Genomic DNA, 20,866 nt, shown 5'->3' on the forward strand with positions numbered 1-20,866 from the left:
AAATCTTCTGAGAAATACGATAGCCAGCCGCGGATGCGGCCGGCTATCGTGCTTTTCTATTCCTGATTATTCCGTTCCATTGGCAGAAGCTGCCGTGTTGAACCGTTCCACCAGTGCTTTCAGTGTCTGCGCCTGGCTGTTCAGCTCTTCACTGGACGCCGCGCTTTCCTCGGAAGTGGCGGAATTGGTCTGGACGACGGCGGAAATCTGGTCCACTCCGGTCGTCACCTGTTCAATGGAAAGGGCCTGTTCCCTGGAAGCCTTGGAAATCTCGTCGACCAGATTGGTCGTCTTCTGTGCGCTTTCCATCACAAGATTCAGCGACTGCGCCGTTTCCTGCACGATTTTGGTGCCGTTGGCCACGGAGCTGATGGAATTTTCGATCAGCGTTGTGGTGTTTGCCGCGGCCTCGGCGCTCTTGCTCGCCAGATTTCTCACTTCGTCCGCCACAACGGCGAAGCCCTTGCCCGCGGAACCCGCCCGTGCGGCCTCCACGGCGGCGTTTAAAGCAAGAATATTGGTCTGGAACGCGATATCCTGGATTGTTTTGATGATTTTGCCGATTTCATCAGAGGACCGGCTCATCTCGTCCATCGCCGCGATCAGCTGCTGCATGGATTCGTTGCCGTGCTGAATTTCTGTGGAGGCCCGGCCCGCAAGCTGGCTTGCGGTCGCCGAGTTGGCGGCGGTCAGATTGACCTGACCGGAAATTTCCATGATGGATGCGGACAGCTCCTCAATGGAGCTCGCCTGCTCCGCCGCGCCCTGCGCGAGGGCCTGGGAAGCGCCGGCGACCTGATGCGAGCCGCTCGCGACCTGCTCCGCGGATTCATAGATCCCCATAAAGAGCTTCGTCAGGGTCGTTTTGATATTCTCGAGAGAGTTTTTGATCTTTGAGAATTCTCCGACATAGTCGTACTGCAGCTCGAAGGACAGATTTCCCACGGCGATCTGGTCCAGCACGGAGGAGATTTCCTCAATGTAGTGGACATATTGCCTGAGCCTGTCCACGGTGCGGGAAAACGCCTGTGCAACCTGGCCGGTTTCATCTTTGGAGGTAATGTTCAGCTCAACGTCCAGGTCCCCGTCCGCTATTTTGCCGGCGGCGGCCGTCAGATTTTTCAGGGGATGGATGATACCTCTTGACATAAACACGATGAGTGCCAGCAGAAGCAGCAGGGCCAGTATGAAAACGGTAAAAACGGAGGTCTGGACCGCGCTGAATTCAGCGTTGAATTCCTTCTGGGGAAGGCCGGTGGTAACGGTCCATCCCGTGGCTCCCACCGGGGCCACATAGCCGTAATTCGTCTGGCTTCTTGCTGTGTATGTAATGGAACCCGCGGTTTTGTTCTGGATGGCGGCAATGACATTCTGGGACATGCCGGTTTCGGAAATATTTTTGTCGTTCATGTCCTGATCGGGATGGTAAATGAGCTTTCCCGCCTCCGTGGCCAGCATATAGAAGCCGGTATTGCCCAGCTTATAGCCCGATACCATGGTCTGAAGGGTCCCGATGCTGAAATCGATCCCGGTCACGCCCAGCAGGGTTTTGGTCCCTGGCTGATAGACCGGCGCGACGACGCTGACGATCCACTCCTTCGTCTGGGTGTCCTGGTAAGGCTCCGTCAGAATGACCGTCTGCTTTTTTATAAGCTCTTTATACCACGGGCGTTCCAGAACATTCCAGTCCGCTCCGGATAAATATCCGTCCGCCTGGGTCAGCTGGCTGGAATCGATATCGGCGATCCATGCCACCACAATATTGTCCGGGTCGCTTTGCTTCACATTCACCAGGGATTGTTTTACGGCGGCGAATCCTTCCGCGGAAGTGATCTTCGTGCCGGGAGCAGCCTTTAAAAACAGATCCTCGAATTGTGAATTCGCCGACATCTGCGTAGCAACTTCGGTATATTTGGAAAAGTACGCTGCAATCTGGTAGGAAGCGGCTTGGGATTCTGCGGTGAGCTGGCTGTTTGTCAGCCGGGTGACAGTCTGTTTCACAGAGGATAAAACAATAGCCGCCGTGACGCAAAATACGACTGCAGCCGGCAGGCCTACAAAGAGGAACATTTTGGATAATAAGCTCTTTTTTGGTTTCATTCCTAGATCACACTCCTTATCTTTTTACAGGGAAATCATGGAAAACCGGAAATCCTGTACTCCTTTTATCGGCTCCATTCACCAAAAAATTTGTGGTAAATACTGGTATTTTCAAATTCAGCACGTTCACCATTTCACATGTTATCCACAGGAAATTTTTGGTGGTTTGGGAAGAATATGATCACAAAATAGAAAGAACCGAAAAAGCAAAATTGTTTTTGCCCGTTCGGTTCGTAATGATTTCGTTTTAATTACTGTTTGCGCTGAAAGGACTCACAGTCCGTGCACTCTTCCATAGTCGGGTTAGCCTCGTGGGTACCGACCTGAATGCAGTCCAGACTACAGTAGTCCTGGCTCTGGCAGTGATATTCACACTGGTCAACAGAACATTTTATACTTTCATTGGCTTTTTTTCCATTGTTCATCATTTTAAAAGACCTCCTTTCCAACAGCTATTTTGTCCATCAAAATGCAAAATATCATTGGAAAGAGTTTGAACTTTCAAAACAAAAAATTAAAAAGGATGAATATGGAAATGCTGATGACCGCTTCCCGGGTGCCTGTGGTAGTATTCGTCGATCAGATTTGCTTTTTTCAGAAGCTCTGTGTCCTCCAGCAGCTCCTGCGCCGGTTTGTCGGCGGCAATGGTGTGGTTTTCGTCAAACAGGACCGCTCTGCCCGCGATCTCCTGTACCATCTCCAGGTCATGCGTGGAGGAGATCAGCGTTTTTCCGGACTCGTGCAGCTGAATCAGGAAAGACACGAACCACCGCTGTGTCCGCGGGTCAAGCCCGTTCAGCGGCTCGTCGAAAACAAGGACCTCGGGGTTCAGCGCCAGCACGCAGGCAATGGCCACTTTCTTTTTCTCGCCGCCGCTCAGATGATACGGCTGGCGGTGGCGGAAATCCCGGATGTTCAGGAGCGCAAGGCAGTCCTCCACTCTTTTTTCGACTTCGCTTTCGTCCATGCCCATCTGACGCGGACCGAAGGCGATTTCGTCATACACGTCGGAGCAGAACAGCTGTGTGTCCGAATTCTGAAACACGAAGCCGATCCGCTGATGAAAGCGTTTGGAAAACACGGGGTCCTGCATTTTTTTCCGTGTAATGCTTTCCCCAGCGAACCGGTATTCTCCGCCGTCGGGGAAGATAATGCCGTTCAAAAGCTTTAAGAGGGTGGACTTTCCGCTTCCGTTCACGCCCATCAGCGCGACGGACTCGCCTTTTTCGATACGCAGGCCGATATGCTTCAGCGCGGGAATTCCCTCGTAGGAATACGATACGTCGTTTAATTCAATCATTGATTTCTTCATCCTAAATAAACAAAAATGGCGATGAACGCGGCATGGACCATGACATACAGAAAATCCGCCGCCGTAAAGCGGAAACGCCGGCGGACGCGGTAGCTGCCGGTAAAGCCCCTGCATTCCATGGCGGAGTACATGTCCTCCGCCATTTCCTTCGACCGAAGGAACAGGGTCCCGGCGATTCCCGAAAGGGAGGAGTATTTTCCCGTGTTTTTTCCCACCGATCTCAGCTTCAGCGAATAAAACAGGTCCAGAGACAACTCACCCAGCAGGACGATGTACTTAATGGTAATATCCAGAACAAAAATAAAAATATCCGGAATAAAGAAGCTTTTCAGCGCGCCGGTGACACAGTGCCAGCCCGTGGTGTGGGAAAGGATGCCGACCGCCGTGACGGTCGCGAGCGTTTTCAGGGGGATCATCACCAGGCTGTACCGGTTCCCCATAAAAAACGACGGAAGGAGGACCAGAAACGAAAAGAAGGCAATGACCAGCCCCGTTTTTAAAATGCGGAGAATCCTTTCGGCGGGCATCATGCTTAAAGCCGCCAGCAGATACGCCCCGACGGCGGCAAGGAACCAAAGGTTTCGGGAAAGGGAAAGCAGCACGATCAGCAGGAACGTGCCCGCAACCTTCCAGGGCGCGTGTACGCTGTACTTTCCGCCGGAGTAGCCGCTTTGCGCCCGGATGCGCGACAGGATGCGCAGCAGGGAGAGAATACTTTTATCGATAAAGGTGTCCCTGTCGGGAAGCGGTTGGTAATTTTCATCCTTCAGCAGCCATTCGGGCATATCTTACGGTTTCCTTCCAAATTTATTCGTGAACGCCGTGGGCGTTCTTTTTCAGGGAAGATACGATTTTAAATACGATCAGCAAAACGGCAACGCCGGCGACTGCCGAAAGGATGTATCCCGCGACTTCGGGGATGCCGCCGACCGAATAGTCGGGCATCATCGCTTCAAAGCTGAAGCCGTTTTGCATTCCCTGCGGAATAAAGCCGAGCGCTTTGCCGTTGGAGACGACCTCCCCGATTTCGTCGGCGCCCCATTCGCCCCAAGCGGTGCCGGTGGCGAGCAGGCCGAGCGGCGTCAGCAGAATCAAAGCGGCAAGCAGCCCGTATACGGCTTTGCTTTTTGCCTTTGCGCCTTCGTATATCGTGCCCGGGGAAACCTTTTTAATGAATGCGAAAATGGCGGCGGTAAAGGCCGCTTCCACAACGCCGGCAACCAGAAGGTGGGGAATCAGCATAGCCGGGATGGCGACGGACAGGGGATAAGGGCTGTAAAGCGCCTGACCGGCGGCGTCCCGGAACAGAAGCGGCTGAATGCCGAATTCAATCGCGGCGCACAGCGCGGCGGCGTTGATGCCTATGTACGAGCCGATGACAATTCCGAGATATTCGCCTTTTTCGGAACGAACCCGGTCCTTGATGAACTTATAAATGAAATATCCCACGAACGGTAACACGAACGCCATGTTGAAGCAGTTTGCGCCGAAGGAAAGGATTCCGCCGTCGCCGAAAAACAGGGCCTGTATCAGCAGGGCCACCGAAACGGAAATACAGGCCGAAAACGGCCCCAAAAGGATCGCCAGAAGGGTCCCGCCCACCGCGTGGCCGGTTGTGCCGCCCGGAAGCGGAACGTTGAACATCATCATCAAAAAGGAAAAGGAAGCGCCGATCCCCAGCAGGGGCATTTTGGCCCTGGTGATTTCCTTTTTCACCTTTTTTACGGAAACCGCCCAGACCGGAACGACGGCCGCACCCAAAGCAGCGCAGGTGGCGGGGCTCAGATAATTGTCGGGAATATGCATGTTATAACCTCTCCAATCACAAAAAAATAGCCCAAAAAGAACTACTTCAGTAGCTGCTTTTTGGGTTCATCAAATTCAAAAGAAATGTTTGACTGCGGCCTTCATGGCTTACATTGACGTCATTTTACCACAGTGCAGAACTTTTGTCAATTGAGGAACGGCGCGGCATTTCTGAAAACGGATGGAAAATATTTCAAAATCCCTCATATTATTATTGACATTACGGCGATCAGGAGTCATAATTTAATCGGAATAGATCGTTGACGTATTGCGTTTTGAAAATTCAGTCTGTATTTCCTGTGTGCAGATCAGACCGGGCCGGTTGCTGTAACCGGCCCGGTCTGATCACCTTATGGGCCGGTTGCTGTAACCGGCCCGGTCTGATCACCTTATGGGCCGGATCGCTGTTCCCGGAAACCTTGAAGAGATATGCTCCGCCGTCTGCGGAGCTGTTGAAATATTATAAAGTATGGAGGGTTCAAAATGAAAGTCATGCTGATCAACGGAGGTCCTCATGAAAAAGGCTGCACGTATACGGCCTTGTGCGAGGTTGCCGGGGAGCTTGAAAAGGCCGGAATGGAAGCCGAGATTTTTCAGGTTGGCCAGCAGCCGATCCGCGGCTGTATCGGCTGCGGCTTCTGCAAGAAGAACAAGGGCAACAAATGCGTGTTTGGCAACGACCCCGTGAACCACGCGCTGGAAAAGGCCAGAGAAACGGACGGCTTCATTTTTGGCTCTCCCGTCCACTACGCGGCGGCATCCGGAATGCTGACGTCTTTTCTGGACCGGTTTTTCTATGCGGGTACCGTCCTGAAGTACAAGCCGGGCGCGTGCGTTGTAAGCTGCCGCCGCGGCGGGGCGGCGGCAGCGTTTGACCAGCTGAACAAATACTTTACTATTTCGAGCATGCCGGTGGTTTCCTCCCAGTACTGGAACATGGTGCACGGGAATACGCCCGAGGAAGTGCATCAGGACCTGGAAGGGATGCAGACCATGAGGACTCTGGGCAGGAACATGGCCTGGCTTTTAAAGTCCATTGAGGCCGGAAAACAGGCGGGCATTTCCATTCCGGAGGCGGAAGAGCCGCAGATCACGAATTTTATCCGGTAAATGCTTGTCGAGGCAAAACCGACAGAAATAAAAATGCCCGTTCCTTTTCGGAGCGGGCATTTTTTTATGAAGATTATTTTCCAGCCAGAAGGAAATACAGGACAACCACAACGCCCAGGACAATCCGATAATAACCGAACGCCTTGAAATCGTGCTTTTTGATATATCCCATCAGGAACTTGATGGCAAAGACGGAAACGATGAACGCCGTGATCATTCCGGTCGCTAAAATCATCCCTTCCGCGGGGGTAAAGGCGAATCCGAATTTCAGCATCTTGATCAGGCTGGCGCCAAACATTACGGGAATCGCAAGGAAGAAGGTGAATTCCGCCGCGATGCTTCTGGAGGTCCCGATCAGCATAGCGCCGACGATGGTGGCCCCGGAACGGGAGGTCCCGGGAATCAGCGCCAGCACCTGAAAGATGCCGATAAAAAGGGCTGTTTTGTAGGTCAGCTGCGAAAAATTGCGAACAGCGGGCCGCTTGTTCCGGTTGCGGTTTTCAATCAGGATAAACAGTACGCCGTACAGAATCAGAGTGACCGCCACAGTCTGGTAATTGTAAAAAATCTTGTCGATCTGATCGTTGAACAGGATGCCGATGATGCCCGCCGGAATGCAGGCGGCAAGAACTTTCAGCCAGAGGTCGACGGTTTCGCGTTTCTGACCGGCCGTCTTTTTGGGGGAGAAGGGATTCAGCTTATGGAAATACAGCACGACGACCGCCATAATGGCGCCGAGCTGAATGACCACCAAAAACATTTCCTTAAAGGCGGGGCTTACGTTCAGCCTGATGAATTCATCGGCAAGGATCATATGTCCGGTGCTGCTGATGGGCAGCCATTCGGTCAGCCCTTCTATGATTCCCAGCACAAGCGCTTTCAGGATATCGATTAAGACCACTGTCATCACTCAAATCTTCGTTATTCATCCGGTGCTTACGGATTGCCTTCTATTATAAAATACTTATCTGTCAAATACAAGCAAAATAAAGCGCCGCTCCTGTTTTTACAGGGGCGGCGCCGGAGAAAAGCAACACGTCAGGCGGCGCTGCGGCGGGAGATATCGTAAAGCCGGTTAAAGTTCGGGCGCCCGGCCGAATCGAGCAGATGGGCGGATTCATCCGCGTCCTCGCTCCGGTTCTGGTTGAGCGCGCGGATGATCTGGTCCGCGTTGCGGATGCCGATGCCGTGCCCGTAGTATTTGCCGTCGCCCAGGTCGATGACATTTTCGCCCTGCCACTGCGGGACCAGCGGGTCGACGTCGGGATTTGCGAAATACCTCCGGTCCCCCGGCAGATAGACGTCTCTTTTGCTGATATAGCCGACTTCGCGGAGAAGCGGGTCGATATGGTGCCAGTTCATCAGTTCGATTTTCGGGAAGGTCTTGTCGAACAGGGCTTCCCCGTAGACGGACAGAAGAGCCTTATAGTAGACGATCATCATGGCGGTGGCGCATTCCGTGCCGTATTTGGAGCCGTTTTCGTAGATATCCATGATCGCTTTGGACGGCTTTACGCCGTCTTTCAGCAGGAAGCCCCCCTCCTGCGTCCTTTTCCAGTAATCCGGATTGCACCGGGTTTCACGGAAAATTTCGAACCCCAGCCCGCTCCGGTAAAGCTGCAGGGAGGCTGCTATGATTTCTTTGCGCAGCGCCAGCTCGAATTTCAGCTGATCGACGGAGTCGTAGACGCTTTTCGCGCTGCTGGAAGCGAGCATGTCGAGGATGGTCCTCTCTATGCTGCCGGGGGCGTATTCCCCTATGCTGTCGGGCTGAACCGTATTTCCTGCTATCACAATCATGCCAGTTCCCTCCGGCCATATTTGGCAATGTCGACCTGTTTGCTGACAGGATACTGCATCCATTCGTTCCACGAGGACTCATTTTTGGTATGAAGATTGTGGGAAAATGTCGCGAGTGCCGCCTTTTCCTCATCTTCCACTTCGTGGAAATGCTCCAGATTGGCGATTTCCTCGTCGGTCAGGGGGGTGAGAGGCCTGTTGTTGTGCGGGGAAACATCCTTGCAAAGGTATTTTGCTTCCAGATTGACCCCGCAGACGGAGGGGGCGTTGGTCAGTTGGAGGCTTTCCCCCGTGAAATAGACATAGGGGCTGTTTTCCTTCAGCCACGACAGGTAGGCGTCGTACTGCTTCTGTTTGTCCCTGCCTGTGTTCAGCGGCGTATCCTCCGGAATGTGCAGAAGCTGACAGGCCAGCTCGACGTCCTTTTTGTAGGAAGAACGCAGCTTCCCTGCAATGTGCGTGAGCGACTGCGGGTCGCGGGCCTGGAAGAAAGCCCAGATCAGGTCATGGTTGTATACGCCCCTGCGGTTGCGCCGGAAAATCAGGTCCGCTATGACCGGCAGAACCGTTTTTTCATGGTGCGTTTTCACCAGCACGGACGCGGTGATATCCAGAATCTGGTCGAATTCGGCGCTCAGCCCGTCTTCGCCCGCGCCGGTGTTGAACATCCAGAGCATTACGGAGTGGACGTCCTCGCTTTTTAAAGAAATTTCCCCGCCCGTACCGTCCTGCGGATTTTTTGCACTCCTGATTTTTTGACATATGTTCAGCGCAGTGCGGTTGCGTTCACTGAGCTCCTGATACAGGTTCCGCTCCCAGATCTCCGGCTGCAGGACAAACAGGGTGGCAAAGAGGAGCCTGTCGTCGTTGATGAGCCTGACGGCGTTTTGCCTGTTTCCCCTTTCCGTTCTCAGGAAGGCGTTTCTGCAGAAGTTCGCTCCCCGCGTGCGTCTGATACGGTCCAGATAACCGATGGGACCGTTGTAGCCCGAATTCATCCTAATCGCGCTTCTTTCCATTATGAAATAGTCCCAGAAGGGCCTTCCTTCCATAATATTTTGAAAGAGCGTTTTTGGTTTCTGTAATTGACGGAGTAAACGGGAAAAAAGGAAGAATTCTAATACAGGACATACGCTGAACCGGAACGCGGCGAGTTGACAAATTTCGCGAAATCATATACATTAAAATCATAGTAAATTTATATGGATAAGCAAGGATGTGAGCGCTTGAATTTCATTGTTACCGCGGGCGGCACACGGGAAAGAATCGACGCGGTCCGAACCATTGCGAACGAGGCCACCGGGAAACTCGGCAGCCTGATTGCGGAAGAACTGGCCGAAAGGCTTCCGGGGAAAGAACACACCGTCTATTTTCTCTGCGGAACGGGCTCGTGCCTTCCGAAGACAGAGCGTGGGAATATACGCGTCCTGCATATCGAAGGGACCGACCAGCTGCAGGATACGCTGATCGGCCTGCTGAAAGAGCAGGAGATCGACGCGGTCATCCATTCCATGGCGGTGAGCGATTATAAGGTAAGCAGCGTGACGACGCCGGAGCACATTGCGCAGGCGCTGGCGGAAAAATTCCGCGTCGCTCCGCTTCCGCTTTCCGAAGCGGAGTGGGAACAGGCGGTCGCGCAGGCGGTTTTTGCCCGGCCGCTGGGCACGCAGAACAAAATCAGCTCCGATCTGGAGCATCCGGTGCTGGTGCTGGAAAAAACACCGAAGATTATCGGCCTGATCAAAGACGCCAGCCCGAAGACCCTTTTGGTCGGTTTCAAGCTGCTCAGCGGGGTCAGCCGGAAAGTGCTGATCGATACGGCGTACGGCCAGCTGAAAAAGAACCGCTGTACTTACGTCCTTGCCAACGATATGGATTCCGTCGTACAGGGAAACCACGAGGGATTCTTAGTGGACGGGAGCGGAAGCTATACGGCGTTTTCCGGAAAGGAACAGATTGCGAAGGGCGTCGCGGACAGCGTGCTGAAAAAACTGATGGAGGATCAAGAATGAAAAATATGATACTGGGAGTGACCGGAAGCATCGCGGCGTATAAGGCCGCCGATCTAGCCCACCGCTTTTATAAACAGGGATATCAGGTAGAGGTGATCCTGACAAACGGCGCGACCAAATTTGTAACGCCGCTCACGTTCCGCAGCCTGACGCAGAACCGCGTGTACACGGATGTGTTTCAGGACGATTTTCCGCATGAGATCAAGCATATTTCCCTCGCCACGAAAGCGGACGTCGTGCTGATCGCTCCCGCCACCGCCAACATCATCGGGAAGATCGCCTCCGGCATTGGGGACGACATGCTATCCACCACGATTCTGGCCATCAGGAACAAACCGGTGCTGATCGCTCCGGCGATGAATACGAATATGTGGGAAAATCCGATTGTGCAGGAAAATATTTCTAAATTAAAAAAATATGGCTACCAATTTATAGAACCGAAGGAAAGCCTGCTTGCGTGCGGAACTCTGGGAAAAGGCGCGCTCGCCGAGCTGGACGATATCTGCAGTGCGGTGAATGCCGCCGTAGGGCGGTAATTTGCTTCTGCATTCGCTTCCATCTTCATAAATTCTCCACAATCTGTTGGTAAGATGATGCCAAAACAGATCAGAGGAGTGCATGAAATGGCAAAATCCCAAAAACCAAACTCCGGCCGAAAGGCGGACGCGAAGAAAAAGAGCAATCGCACGATTTATTTGAGCGCGGGTTTTCTGGTCCTTCTGGCCGCGGCTTTCTTTCTTGTGAAAGGGCTGACCGCCCCCAAAACGGCTGCTCCGTCCGGCGCGTCGCTGACCAGCGTTGCAGAGACGGGCGCGGACGTTTCCATTGCCAAAAGCGAGATTACCGAGACGGCGAAGTTTATTCCCTATAACGCCGGGGGTACCAATATGGAACTGATCGCCGTAAAAGCGCCGGACGGCACGATCAGGACGGCGCTGAACACCTGTCAGGTCTGCTATGACTCCGGCAGGGGGTACTATGTGCAGGAGGGCGACGAACTGGTCTGCCAGAACTGCGGGAACCGGTTCCAGATCAGCCAGGTGGAAAAGCAGAAAAACGGCTGCAACCCCGTGCCGATTCTGGAGGACAGTAAAACGGACGACGGAACGACGATCACCATTTCAAAAGATTTCCTGCAGCAAAGCAAAACCTTGTTTGAAAACTGGAAAAGATGATAAAAAGCAGTACCGCCGGCCGGCGGTACTGCTTTTTGGGTCAGGGCTGGAACCCTGCGGAGAATTTCTTCTTCGATCTTCATAAAATCTTCACAGCGGGCTGGTAGGATGCAGCTACAATCATCTTCGGACGGGAGAAATGGTATGGAACGCAAGCTGGCACAGAAAACACTGAAAATAGAGGGCATGACCTGCGCGAACTGTGCCCTGAAAATTGAAAGCACACTCAGCGGGCTTTCCGGGGTGGAAAAGGTGTCCGCAAGCTACGGCAGCGGGACGGCGACCGTCGTTTACGACCCGGAAATCATTCGCCTTGAGAAAATTATTGCCGCGATTGAAGAGCTGGATTATCATGTAACAGACGATAAAAACCTTCGGAGCGCAAAAAAAGAAAGCGTCGCGAAGGAACAGGCGGGCGGGACGGCGGACAAAAAATTCGTCAGTCAGCTCATCGGTGTCGGCCTGATTCTTTTCGCGGGCTATCTGATTGTTCAAAATACGGTCGGCCTGAATTTTATTCCCGAGGTCTCCCAGAATATGGGATACGGAATTCTGTTTGTGGTCGGACTGATTACCTCCCTGCACTGTGTGGCGATGTGCGGCGGAATCAATCTTTCGCAGTGCGTGTCCTACCGGTACGGGGAAAACGATACGGGCAAATGGTCAAAGCTGAAGCCAAGCCTGATGTACAACGCGGGCCGGGTCCTTTCCTACACGATTGTGGGCGGCATCGTCGGCGGTTTGGGCTCCGTCGTCAGCTTTTCGGGGACGGCAAAGGGGATCGTCGCGATTCTTTCCGGAATTTTTATGGTGATTATGGGCCTGAATATGCTCGACCTGTTTCCGTGGCTGCGTAAATTTGTCCCTCGGATGCCCAAGTTTTTCGGCAGCAAAATTTACCGCAATCAGGGGAAGCACGGGCCGTTCTATGTGGGGCTTCTGAACGGGCTGATGCCCTGCGGCCCTTTGCAGGCGATGCAGATTTACGCGCTGGGTACGGGGAGCGTTCTGGCCGGAGCGGCCTCCATGTTCGTTTTCAGCCTCGGCACCGTGCCGCTGATGTTCAGCTTCGGCGCGCTCAGCTCTTTCCTGAGCAGTAAATTCACCCATAAAATGATGAAGGCCAGCGCCGTTCTGGTGATGCTTCTGGGCGTCGTGATGCTCAACCGGGGCTTTGCCCTGTCGGGAATCGGTTTTCCCGGCGTTTCCGCGGCGGCGGCCGGGGGCGACAATATTGCCCGAATCGAAAACAATGTGCAGACCGTATCGACAACGCTGCAGCCCGGCAGCTACAGCCCGCTTGTCGTACAAAAGGGCGTCCCGGTAAAATGGACGATCAAGGCCGAAGCGGACTCGCTGAACGGCTGCAACCGGACCATCACGATTCCGCAGTACAATATTACCAGAACGCTGGAGCCGGGCGATAACGAGATCGATTTTACCCCGCAGGAAACCGGGAAAATCACCTATACCTGCTGGATGGGGATGATCCGGAGCAATATTACGGTCGTCGACGATCTCGGTAATATTACCGGGCAGGAGGTTTCGCAGGAGTCCGACCTTTCCGCGGGCGGCGCGGCTGCGGCGGGCGGGTGCTGCGGCAACACCCCGGCTAGATTCGCGGACGGCGGGGTCCCCACGGACAGCATCGGCGTTGCGAAAATCAGCGGCAAGGAGCAGGAAGTAACGGTTAAGGTGGACGATCAGGGCTACACGCCCGCGGTGGTCGTTCTTCAGAAGGGGATTCCGGCGAAGATCAAATTCGATACCGGCAGCCTGAATTCCTGTAACAGCATCATGGTTTTTCCGGAATACGGCGGTCAGCTGAATCTGAGCACGGATAAGGAAACGCCGCCGATTACGCCCGAGGAGGATTTTACTTTCCAGTGCGGGATGGGAATGCTCCATGGCTACGTAAAGGTGGTCGACGACCTCGGCAAGGCGGACCTGAACGCGATCAAAGCCGAGGTGCAGAACTATGTTCCCGCGGGCGGCGGCTCCGGCTGCTGCGGATAATTGTGAAAGAGGAAATTTGAATGCTGAAAATTTTTAGACGAATGAAAGCTTCCGTCAAACGCTCTTTGGACCGCATGGCAAAGGAAAACCAGAAGCAGTTCGGCGGCGGGGTGCCCGACTGCTGTAAAATGAACCGTCAGACCAACGACCGGCCACGAAAATAATACGCCGCTTTCAGAATCGGCAGGAAAATATGGTATAATAATCAAAACGGCAGGCTCCTTTTGAGAAAGGGGCTTTTGTCATTGGAGGCGGAAACGGATTGAACCGGAACAGAAAGCGGATTTTGGTTGTGGACGACGAGCCGAAGATTGTGGAGGTCGTGACGTCCTATCTTGAAAAAAGCGGATACGCCGTGCGCGGCGTTTTCAGCGGAAAAGAAGCTTATGAAAGCTTTGAAAGGGAGAAGCCGTCCCTTGTGATCCTGGACTGGATGCTCCCGGATACTACGGGGGAGGAAATCTGCCGGATGCTGCGGCAGAAGTCCGACGTCCCCATCATCATGCTGACTGCCAAAGTGGAGGAGGAGGACATCCTGCACGGGCTGCAGATCGGCGCGGACGATTACGTGACCAAGCCGTTCAGCCCCCGCCAGCTTGTGGCGCGGGTGGAGGCGGTTCTGCGCAGGACGGAAGGCGACTCGTCCCCGGTCCTTTCTTTTCGCCGGGGAGAACTGATCGTGGATATGGACGGTTACGACGTCATGCTGAGCGGCCGCCCGGCCGGTCTGACCCCCAATGAATTCAAAATCGTCGGCGCGCTGGCAAGACATCCGAACAAGGTGTTTACCCGCGAAGAGCTGATTGCCATTGTCAGCGGAGACGATTTTAACGGATTTGACAGGGTCATCGATACCCATATTAAAAATATCCGCCAGAAGATCGAAACGGACACCAGAAATCCGGAGTATATTCTGACGGTTCACGGAGTCGGATACAAGTTCGGAGGCGATTGAGCTGAAATACAGTTTAAAATCAAAATTGTCGTTTTCCTATGCGGTGATGTCGCTTCTGATGGTCGCCCTCATCAGCTTCTGCATCAACGTTTTGCTGCAGAACCGTTTTCAGGACTATGTCATCAACCAGCGGGAGCAGAGGAACAGCGAAATCGTCAGCATGATCGAAAAGCAGTATAACGGGCTGAACGGCGGCTGGAATACGAACGTCATTGAAAACATCGGCGTGAATGCCCTGGAACAGGGAGTCATTGTCAGGCTGAAAAATGCGGAAGGGAAAACGGTGTGGGACGCCACGGTCCACAACAACGGCCTCTGTGTACAGATGCTGACCCATATGTCCGAAAATATGAACAGCCGCTATCCCGGCTTCAAGGGCGGGTATGAGCAGAAGACGTATTCGGTCAAAGCCGGCGCAAAGGAAGTCGGGCACGTCGAACTGGGGTATTACGGCCCTTATTATTTTACGGATAACGACATCGCCTTCCTGAACAGCGTCAACACCATCCTGGTTGCGGTGGGTATTTTGTCGCTCGTCATGGCGCTGATTTTGGGAACCTTTATGGCAAAGCGGGTGAGCGGGCCGATTTCCAAATCTATCCGTGCCGCGGGGCAGATCGCAAAGGGGAATTTCCGGCAGAGAATCACGGAAAGCTCTGGAACAAGGGAAATGGCTCGCCTGACGGATACCATCAACTATCTGGCAGATTCTCTGGAGAAGCAGCAGGATTTAAGAAAGCGGATGACCGCCGACGTCGCGCATGAGCTGAGGACGCCTCTTGCGAACCTGCAAAGCTCCATGGAGGCAATGCTCGACGGAATCTGGGAACCGGATGAGGCCCGGCTGGAAAGCTGCCATGAAGAAATTATCCGGCTGAACCGTCTGGTCGGCGATCTGGAAAAGCTGGAACGGTATGAGGCGGAAAACGCATCCCTTTCGCTTTCCGAATTCGACGTATCCGATCTGATCCGGCACATTCTGCATAATTTTGAATCGGAGTTCCACAAAAAAGGCGTCGCGCTCTCCTTTGAGGGGGAACCGGAAATCCTTCGCGCCGACCGGGATAAAATCAGCCAGGTCGTCACCAACCTTGTTTCCAACGCGCTCAAATATACCCCGGAAGGCGGACAGGTACAGGTGCGCGTGAGTGCGGCGGAACACGGTGCCGAGCTGATCGTCAGCGACAGCGGGAAGGGGATTCCGCCGGAGGACCTTCCGTACATCTTTGAACGGTTTTACAGGGCGGACCGGTCGCGCAACAGGCTGACCGGCGGCCTGGGCCTTGGGCTTACGATCACGAAGGCCATTGTGGAAGCCCACCGGGGAACCATTGAGGTGGTGAGCGAGGTTGACAGGGGAACAACCTTTACAGTCATCCTGCCGCAGTCCGGGGAACAGACGCAGGCCATATAATACTATATGTATTTATTTTTCGACTCATCTTTTCAATAGAATCATTAAATGGTATAATTTTTCCAATAGCATTTTCATCCTTATTCGCATCCCTTTGTGCCAAACGCTACGCGAAAGGACAGTTGAAGATGACGGATCGGTTTGTGCAGGATTTACTCGGGCAGCTTCCGCTTGGCTATGCCTATTGCCGGCTGGTTTTAAACAGCCGGGGCGAGGCGGAGGATTGGCTGTTTCTTGATGTAAACGGCGCTTTTGAAAAGATGACGGGACTGAAAAAGGAGTCTGTCGTCGGGAAAAAGGCGGCGGAAGTGGCTGCTGGTGTAAAGGCGGACAGCTTTAACTGGGCTGCGTTTTATGGGGATGTTGTTTTTACGGGGGAGACCCGGGAAACCACACAGTATATCGGTGCCCTGAAAAAATGGATGAAAACCACGGCCTTCCTGCTGCAGCCGGGGTGCTTTGTCGCCCTCGTTGAGGACGTTACTGCGGAGATGCAGAATACGGAACAGCTCAGTCGGCAGAAAAAACAGATCGAGGACGCGTACCGCGACCTGGATGTTTTTTTCAACAGCACGCACGACGCCATGTTCCTTGCCGAATACCGGGAAAAGACGTTAAATTATGTCAGGCTGAACACCGCCCATCAGGAGCTCTCCGGATTCCGTCCGCAGGATATACACGGAAAGACGCCCGCCGAGGTGTGGGGACCGGAGGTCGGCCCGGGAATTCAGAAACGCTACCTCGACAGTATGCTGTCGGGAAAAGACGCCACTTATGAAGAAAAACTGGACCTGAGCCAGGGCGAAAAATATTTTCTGACCAGCCTGACGCCGGTGTACGAAAACGGCAGCCCCAAATACCTGATCGGTTCCAGAAAAGACATTACGGAATTGAAAACCGTGGAGAAGGACAGAAACGAGCTTTTGCTGCGTTTCGCATCCATGTTCAACGAACATACGGCGGTTATGATGATTATTGAACCGAAAGAGGGTAAAATTCTGGACGTCAATCCGTCCGCCTGCGCCTTTTACGGTTACTCCCGCGAGGAGCTTCTGCGGATGTCCATACAGGAGATCAATATGCTGCCACAGGAAGACGTGGAGCGCCGCCGCTTTTCGGCGCTGGACCGCCGTACGGGGTATTTCCTGTTTCCGCACCGGCTGAAAGACGGAGAAATCCGACTGGTGGACGTTTATTCCTCGCCGATTCAATACAGCGGGAAAACGCAGCTTTTTTCCATTATTTTTGATGTCACCGACAGGGAAAAATACAGAAAAGAGCTGTCCCTCGAAAAAGAGCTGTTGAGCACGACCCTTGAATCCATCGGGGACGGGACGGTCACAACGGATATCGACGGCAGAATCACTTCCATCAATAAAGCGGCCGAAGACATTCTGGGCTGGAAGAACACGGAAGTGAAAAACCGCCCGTTTGCAGAAATCTTCAGGCTGAGAAGCGAGGAAACGGGAAAAGAAGTGGAGAACCCCGTTTCTCGGGTTTTGCAGACAGGGAAGGTCATCGGCCTTGCAAACCATACCGTGCTGATCAATAAGCAGGGGGTTCCCATCCCCATTGCCGACAGCGCCGCGCCCATCAAAAACGACAAAGGGCAGATCTTCGGGGTCGTTATGGTCTTCCGCGACGTGAGCAAGGACAAGGAACAGCAGAAACAGATTCTTTTCCTGAGCTACCACGACCTGCTGACGGGCCTTTATAACCGCCGGTTCCTGGAAAAGGAAATGTACCGGCTGGACGACCCCGGCCAGCTCCCATTGGCGGTCATCATGGGGGATGTGAACGGTCTGAAAATCACCAACGACGTTTTCAGCCACGAGGCGGGGGACCGGCTTTTGCAGAAGGCCGCGAAAATTCTGCAGAATCACTGCGGGGCAGAGGATATCATAGCCCGGTGGGGCGGGGACGAATTCCTGATTTTACAGCCGCATACCACGATGGAAGCGGCGCAGAGGACCATTCAGGAAATGAAAAACGATTTTATTCCGGCAAGCGAAGGCGATCTGCACCTGAGCGTTTCCCTTGGCTGTGCGGTGAAAACGGAGCCGGAGGAGAATCTGAGGCGCGTTCTTCAGGAAGCGGAGGAAAGCATGTACCACCAGAAGCTTCTGGAGGGCAAAAGCTACCGGAACAGCATCATCAACACACTGCTGGCCACTCTGTATGAAAAAAGCATGGAAACGGAGGAGCACGCGGAAAGACTGGGGGATACCTGCCGCGCCATCGGCTCCCTGCTGAAATTTTCCGAAGAGGAAATGAGCGAGCTGTCGCTTCTCGCAATCCTGCACGACATCGGCAAAGTGGGCGTCCACCAAAGCATCCTGCAGAAGCCCGGCCCGCTTACGCCAGAAGAGTGGGAGGAAATGAGGCGCCATCCCGAAATCGGGTACCGCATTGCGCAGAACACGCCGGAGCTGCTGGTGGTGGCCGAATACATTCTTTCCCATCATGAGCGGTGGGACGGAAAGGGTTACCCGAGAGGGCTCAGCGGTCAAAACATTCCCGTCCAGTGCCGTATCCTCGCCGTGGCGGATGCGTATGACGCCATGACGAACGACAGGGTATACCGTAAGGCAATGAGGCGGGAAGAGGCTCTCACGGAGCTGGAACAGAATTCCGGCACGCAGTTCGACCCGTACATCGTGGAGCTTTTTATAAAAACAGTGAAGGCGTTTCCGCCCCAGTAATGGGGGAAACGCCTTTTGCTTTTTTACCGGCCGTTTATCTTCTGATACGGCCAGGAACGGATTCCTCCCATGTTGCCGACGCGGGTATATCCCATTGCGGACAGCCGGCTGCAGGCGGCTGCGGCCCGCGCGCCACTCAGGCAGTAAACCAGAATCTCCCGGTTTTTATCCGGAACAGCCCTCTTGATTCCCTGCTCAAGCTCGTTAAGAGGGATCAGCTTGCTTCCCGGAATATGGATTTCCCTGTATTCCTCCGGGGTCCTGACGTCAAGCAGAAGAAGATCGGGATTTTCCTCCAGCCTTTTTTTAGCCTCTTTCGGGGAAACGGTCTCATATGTTTTTGTTCTGAGTAATGTCTTGAACATCTTTCATCACCTTTCTTTTCTATTAATATAACCGGATTCTTTTGTTTTCTCTGTGACTTGGTAACAGAATGCCGACGCGTTTTATGAAAACAGCGCGTTAAGGGATTGTAATCTTGAAACGTGAGTGTTATAGTGAAAACGTTGATATCATTAAAACAGCAGAAAGGTGATAAGCATGGAATTTATTGAGAGTATCATTGAGAGAGCAAAACAGACGAAAAAAACCATTGTCCTGCCGGAGAGCGGCGATATGAGAACCCTGCAGGCTGCTGCGGAGGTTTTGGAAAAGGGAATCGCCAATTTGATTCTTGTGGGCGACGAAGCGAAGATCAAAGAACAGGCCGGGGGGCTGGATCTTTCAAAAGCAAAGTTTGTAAATCCTCTGACTTCATCCAGCCGCGAGGACTATATTCATACATTTTACGAGCTGAGAAAAGCAAAGGGCATCACGCCGGAAAAGGCGGAGCAAATCATGGCGGACAACGTTTTCTGGGCCGTGATGATGGTGAAAAAAGGCGATGCGGACGGAATGGTTTCCGGCGCGGCGCACTCCACGGCGGATACGATCCGTCCGGCTCTGCAGATCATTAAGACCGCTCCGGGCGTAAAGCTCGTTTCCAGCTTTTTCGTTCTTTCCGTTCCCGACTGCGAATACGGCTACGAGGGCAACTTCGTTTTCGCAGACTGCGCGCTGAATATTAACCCCAACGCGGACGAGCTTTCCGAAATCGCGATCGCATCGGCAAAGTCATTCAAAAATATGGTCGGAGCGGAGCCGAAGGTCGCCATGCTGTCCTTTTCCTCTTACGGAAGCGGCAAAGACGAGCTGGTAGACAAAGTGGCGGAAGCGACGAAGCTGGCGAAGGAAAAAGCACCGGAGCTTACGCTCGACGGGGAACTGCAGGCGGACGCGGCGCTGGTGCCGAGCATCGGCCAGTCCAAGGCAAAGGGAAGCAACGTAGCCGGTCAGGCAAACGTTCTGGTTTTCCCGGACCTGAACTGCGGCAATATTTCGTATAAGCTGGTACAAAGACTGGGGAAAGCGAAAGCGTTCGGCCCGGTACTGCAGGGAATCGCAAAGCCGGTCAACGACCTGTCCAGAGGCTGTTCGGCACAGGATATCGTCGGCGTCGTCGCCATGACGGCGGTACAGGCTCAGTCCTGACCTGCATTTTTATAAAGCCTGCTTCTTTAGAAGCGGGTTTACAGACCGAAATTCCGAGACAAAGCCGTGCGTTTTACGCGCGGCTTTTTATATACAGAAAAATACCGCCGTTTTACGGGCGGTATTCTAAGAAAGAAGAGAAATATGAAAAAGATATTGAAACCCTCACCTGAGGTGCTTGTAATTAATTTTCCGGCCCTTGCGCCGACATCGCGTTACAAACAAAGACCGGGGATACAAATGTATTTGCGATGTTTATAGTATAGGCATATTATGTGTATTTATGGTGAAGTTGATTTGAAAATTTCGAGAAATCTTTTCATTTTTTCAGAGGTGAGGGCTATTTCCTTCTTTTTCAGAAAAGACCCGGAGGGATGTTTGTAAACATCCCTCCGGGTCCGGCTTGCTTTTAGATATAGAACATGAATCCGCCTTCCTGCGTCCTCTTTTCCACATCATCCGCAATATCATAAAGAGATATCCTTTTCAGCTCCGCTTCAATTGCGTTGTCGATGACGGAAAAAACGGAGTGCTGCATGGCCTGTTCCATTGCGGGGGCTTTCTTTTCCACCGACTCTTCCGTTTTCTCGAACAGGGACTGTTCCAGCGACCGCAGGATTACGTATGCATTTATTTTTTGAGGGGGCATCGCAAGCTTGTACCCGCCCTGTGCTCCTTTGACGGCAATTACCAGTTCGGCCCTTTTTAAAAGGGAAAACACCTGCTCCAAATAAATTTTGGAAATCCCCAGCTTTTCCGATATGCTCACAATCGTAATACATTCGTTGGCGGTATAATTCTGCGCCATGGTAATCATGGCGGCCAGTCCGTACCTTCCTTTTGAAGAAATTCTCATGGGTTTCTCCTTTATAAAGATCATATTTTTTATAATACCTATTTATCATATCTTGAAAGAAGGATTTCGTCAAGAGGG

The 20,866-nt window shown here is 53.1% G+C and carries 20 protein-coding genes; 10 read left to right on the forward strand and 10 right to left on the reverse strand.

Features of this window, described 5'->3' with window-relative positions:
* Positions 1 to 66: 66 nt before the first annotated feature.
* The 5 genes from ACRQU7_RS05000 to cbiM form a co-directional block, all read right to left on the reverse strand.
* A complete protein-coding gene (locus tag ACRQU7_RS05000) occupies positions 67 to 2,100 on the reverse strand; it encodes a methyl-accepting chemotaxis protein (RefSeq protein WP_444644206.1) in 2,034 nt (677 codons plus the stop codon).
* A 251-nt stretch (positions 2,101 to 2,351) separates the two neighbouring features.
* Positions 2,352 to 2,528 carry a DUF1540 domain-containing protein gene (locus ACRQU7_RS05005; RefSeq protein WP_081928198.1) on the reverse strand — a complete coding sequence of 59 codons (177 nt, stop codon included), beginning with the start codon at positions 2,526 to 2,528 and terminating at the stop codon, positions 2,352 to 2,354.
* A gap of 86 nt (positions 2,529 to 2,614) precedes the next feature.
* Positions 2,615 to 3,400 carry an energy-coupling factor ABC transporter ATP-binding protein gene (locus ACRQU7_RS05010; protein ID WP_141827388.1) on the reverse strand — a complete coding sequence of 262 codons (786 nt, stop codon included), beginning with the start codon at positions 3,398 to 3,400 and terminating at the stop codon, positions 2,615 to 2,617.
* Between the two features lie 8 nt (positions 3,401 to 3,408).
* Positions 3,409 to 4,197 carry an energy-coupling factor transporter transmembrane component T gene (locus ACRQU7_RS05015; RefSeq protein WP_444644209.1) on the reverse strand — a complete coding sequence of 263 codons (789 nt, stop codon included), beginning with the start codon at positions 4,195 to 4,197 and terminating at the stop codon, positions 3,409 to 3,411.
* A 22-nt stretch (positions 4,198 to 4,219) separates the two neighbouring features.
* Positions 4,220 to 5,218: a cobalt transporter CbiM gene (cbiM, locus tag ACRQU7_RS05020; RefSeq protein ID WP_444644211.1), complete on the reverse strand. Its 999-nt coding sequence runs from the start codon at positions 5,216 to 5,218 to the stop codon at positions 4,220 to 4,222.
* A gap of 483 nt (positions 5,219 to 5,701) precedes the next feature.
* Between cbiM and ACRQU7_RS05025 the strand changes: the two genes are divergently transcribed.
* Entirely contained in the window at positions 5,702 to 6,328 is a 627-nt protein-coding gene (locus ACRQU7_RS05025) for a flavodoxin family protein (protein ID WP_444644213.1), read from the forward strand.
* 73 nt (positions 6,329 to 6,401) lie between these two features.
* Here ACRQU7_RS05025 and ACRQU7_RS05030 read toward each other — a convergent pair whose 3' ends face one another.
* The 3 genes from ACRQU7_RS05030 to ACRQU7_RS05040 form a co-directional block, all read right to left on the reverse strand.
* On the reverse strand, positions 6,402 to 7,235 hold the full coding sequence (locus tag ACRQU7_RS05030; RefSeq protein WP_038322868.1) for an undecaprenyl-diphosphate phosphatase: 834 nt from the start codon (positions 7,233 to 7,235) through the stop codon (positions 6,402 to 6,404).
* Between the two features lie 131 nt (positions 7,236 to 7,366).
* Entirely contained in the window at positions 7,367 to 8,128 is a 762-nt protein-coding gene (locus ACRQU7_RS05035) for a protein-glutamine gamma-glutamyltransferase (protein ID WP_141827392.1), read from the reverse strand.
* Positions 8,125 to 9,126, reverse strand: coding sequence for a hypothetical protein (locus ACRQU7_RS05040; RefSeq protein ID WP_444644216.1), 1,002 nt, complete (start codon positions 9,124 to 9,126; stop codon positions 8,125 to 8,127). Before ACRQU7_RS05040 ends, ACRQU7_RS05035 begins: the two co-directional genes overlap by 4 nt.
* Positions 9,127 to 9,354: 228 nt before the next feature.
* Between ACRQU7_RS05040 and ACRQU7_RS05045 the strand changes: the two genes are divergently transcribed.
* The 8 genes from ACRQU7_RS05045 (at position 9,355) to ACRQU7_RS05080 (ending at position 18,402) form a co-directional block, all read left to right on the forward strand.
* The gene (locus tag ACRQU7_RS05045; RefSeq protein WP_052010458.1) at positions 9,355 to 10,140 is read left to right on the forward strand and encodes a phosphopantothenoylcysteine decarboxylase domain-containing protein; all 786 of its coding nucleotides are present in this window, start codon (positions 9,355 to 9,357) and stop codon (positions 10,138 to 10,140) included.
* A complete protein-coding gene (coaBC, locus tag ACRQU7_RS05050; protein WP_038322953.1) occupies positions 10,137 to 10,676 on the forward strand; it encodes a bifunctional phosphopantothenoylcysteine decarboxylase/phosphopantothenate--cysteine ligase CoaBC in 540 nt (179 codons plus the stop codon). Before ACRQU7_RS05045 ends, coaBC begins: the two co-directional genes overlap by 4 nt.
* An 87-nt stretch (positions 10,677 to 10,763) precedes the next feature.
* Positions 10,764 to 11,315, forward strand: coding sequence for a DUF2318 domain-containing protein (locus ACRQU7_RS05055; protein ID WP_444644219.1), 552 nt, complete (start codon positions 10,764 to 10,766; stop codon positions 11,313 to 11,315).
* A gap of 144 nt (positions 11,316 to 11,459) precedes the next feature.
* A complete protein-coding gene (locus tag ACRQU7_RS05060; protein ID WP_444644221.1) occupies positions 11,460 to 13,331 on the forward strand; it encodes an urease accessory protein UreH domain-containing protein in 1,872 nt (623 codons plus the stop codon).
* A gap of 20 nt (positions 13,332 to 13,351) precedes the next feature.
* Entirely contained in the window at positions 13,352 to 13,495 is a 144-nt protein-coding gene (locus ACRQU7_RS05065) for an LDCC motif putative metal-binding protein (RefSeq protein ID WP_444644223.1), read from the forward strand.
* Positions 13,496 to 13,593: 98 nt separating this feature from the next.
* Positions 13,594 to 14,286: a response regulator gene (locus tag ACRQU7_RS05070; RefSeq protein ID WP_444644225.1), complete on the forward strand. Its 693-nt coding sequence runs from the start codon at positions 13,594 to 13,596 to the stop codon at positions 14,284 to 14,286.
* A 25-nt stretch (positions 14,287 to 14,311) separates the two neighbouring features.
* The gene (locus tag ACRQU7_RS05075) at positions 14,312 to 15,700 is read left to right on the forward strand and encodes a sensor histidine kinase (protein ID WP_444644227.1); all 1,389 of its coding nucleotides are present in this window, start codon (positions 14,312 to 14,314) and stop codon (positions 15,698 to 15,700) included.
* A 128-nt stretch (positions 15,701 to 15,828) separates the two neighbouring features.
* The gene (locus tag ACRQU7_RS05080) at positions 15,829 to 18,402 is read left to right on the forward strand and encodes a PAS domain S-box protein (protein WP_444644229.1); all 2,574 of its coding nucleotides are present in this window, start codon (positions 15,829 to 15,831) and stop codon (positions 18,400 to 18,402) included.
* 23 nt (positions 18,403 to 18,425) lie between these two features.
* On the opposite strand, the gene ACRQU7_RS05085 is transcribed toward ACRQU7_RS05080, so the two are convergent.
* Positions 18,426 to 18,767: a rhodanese-like domain-containing protein gene (locus ACRQU7_RS05085; RefSeq protein ID WP_444644231.1), complete on the reverse strand. Its 342-nt coding sequence runs from the start codon at positions 18,765 to 18,767 to the stop codon at positions 18,426 to 18,428.
* 175 nt (positions 18,768 to 18,942) lie between these two features.
* On the opposite strand from ACRQU7_RS05085, the gene pta reads away from it, so the two are divergent.
* On the forward strand, positions 18,943 to 19,932 hold the full coding sequence (gene pta / locus ACRQU7_RS05090) for a phosphate acetyltransferase (RefSeq protein WP_038322962.1): 990 nt from the start codon (positions 18,943 to 18,945) through the stop codon (positions 19,930 to 19,932).
* A 409-nt stretch (positions 19,933 to 20,341) separates the two neighbouring features.
* Here pta and ACRQU7_RS05095 read toward each other — a convergent pair whose 3' ends face one another.
* Entirely contained in the window at positions 20,342 to 20,788 is a 447-nt protein-coding gene (locus tag ACRQU7_RS05095) for an RrF2 family transcriptional regulator (protein WP_038322963.1), read from the reverse strand.
* Positions 20,789 to 20,866: the final 78 nt, after the last annotated feature.

It is taken from the genome of Caproiciproducens puteiluti, assembly GCF_052442865.1.
Taxonomy (GTDB): Bacteria; Bacillota; Clostridia; order Oscillospirales; family Acutalibacteraceae; genus Caproiciproducens.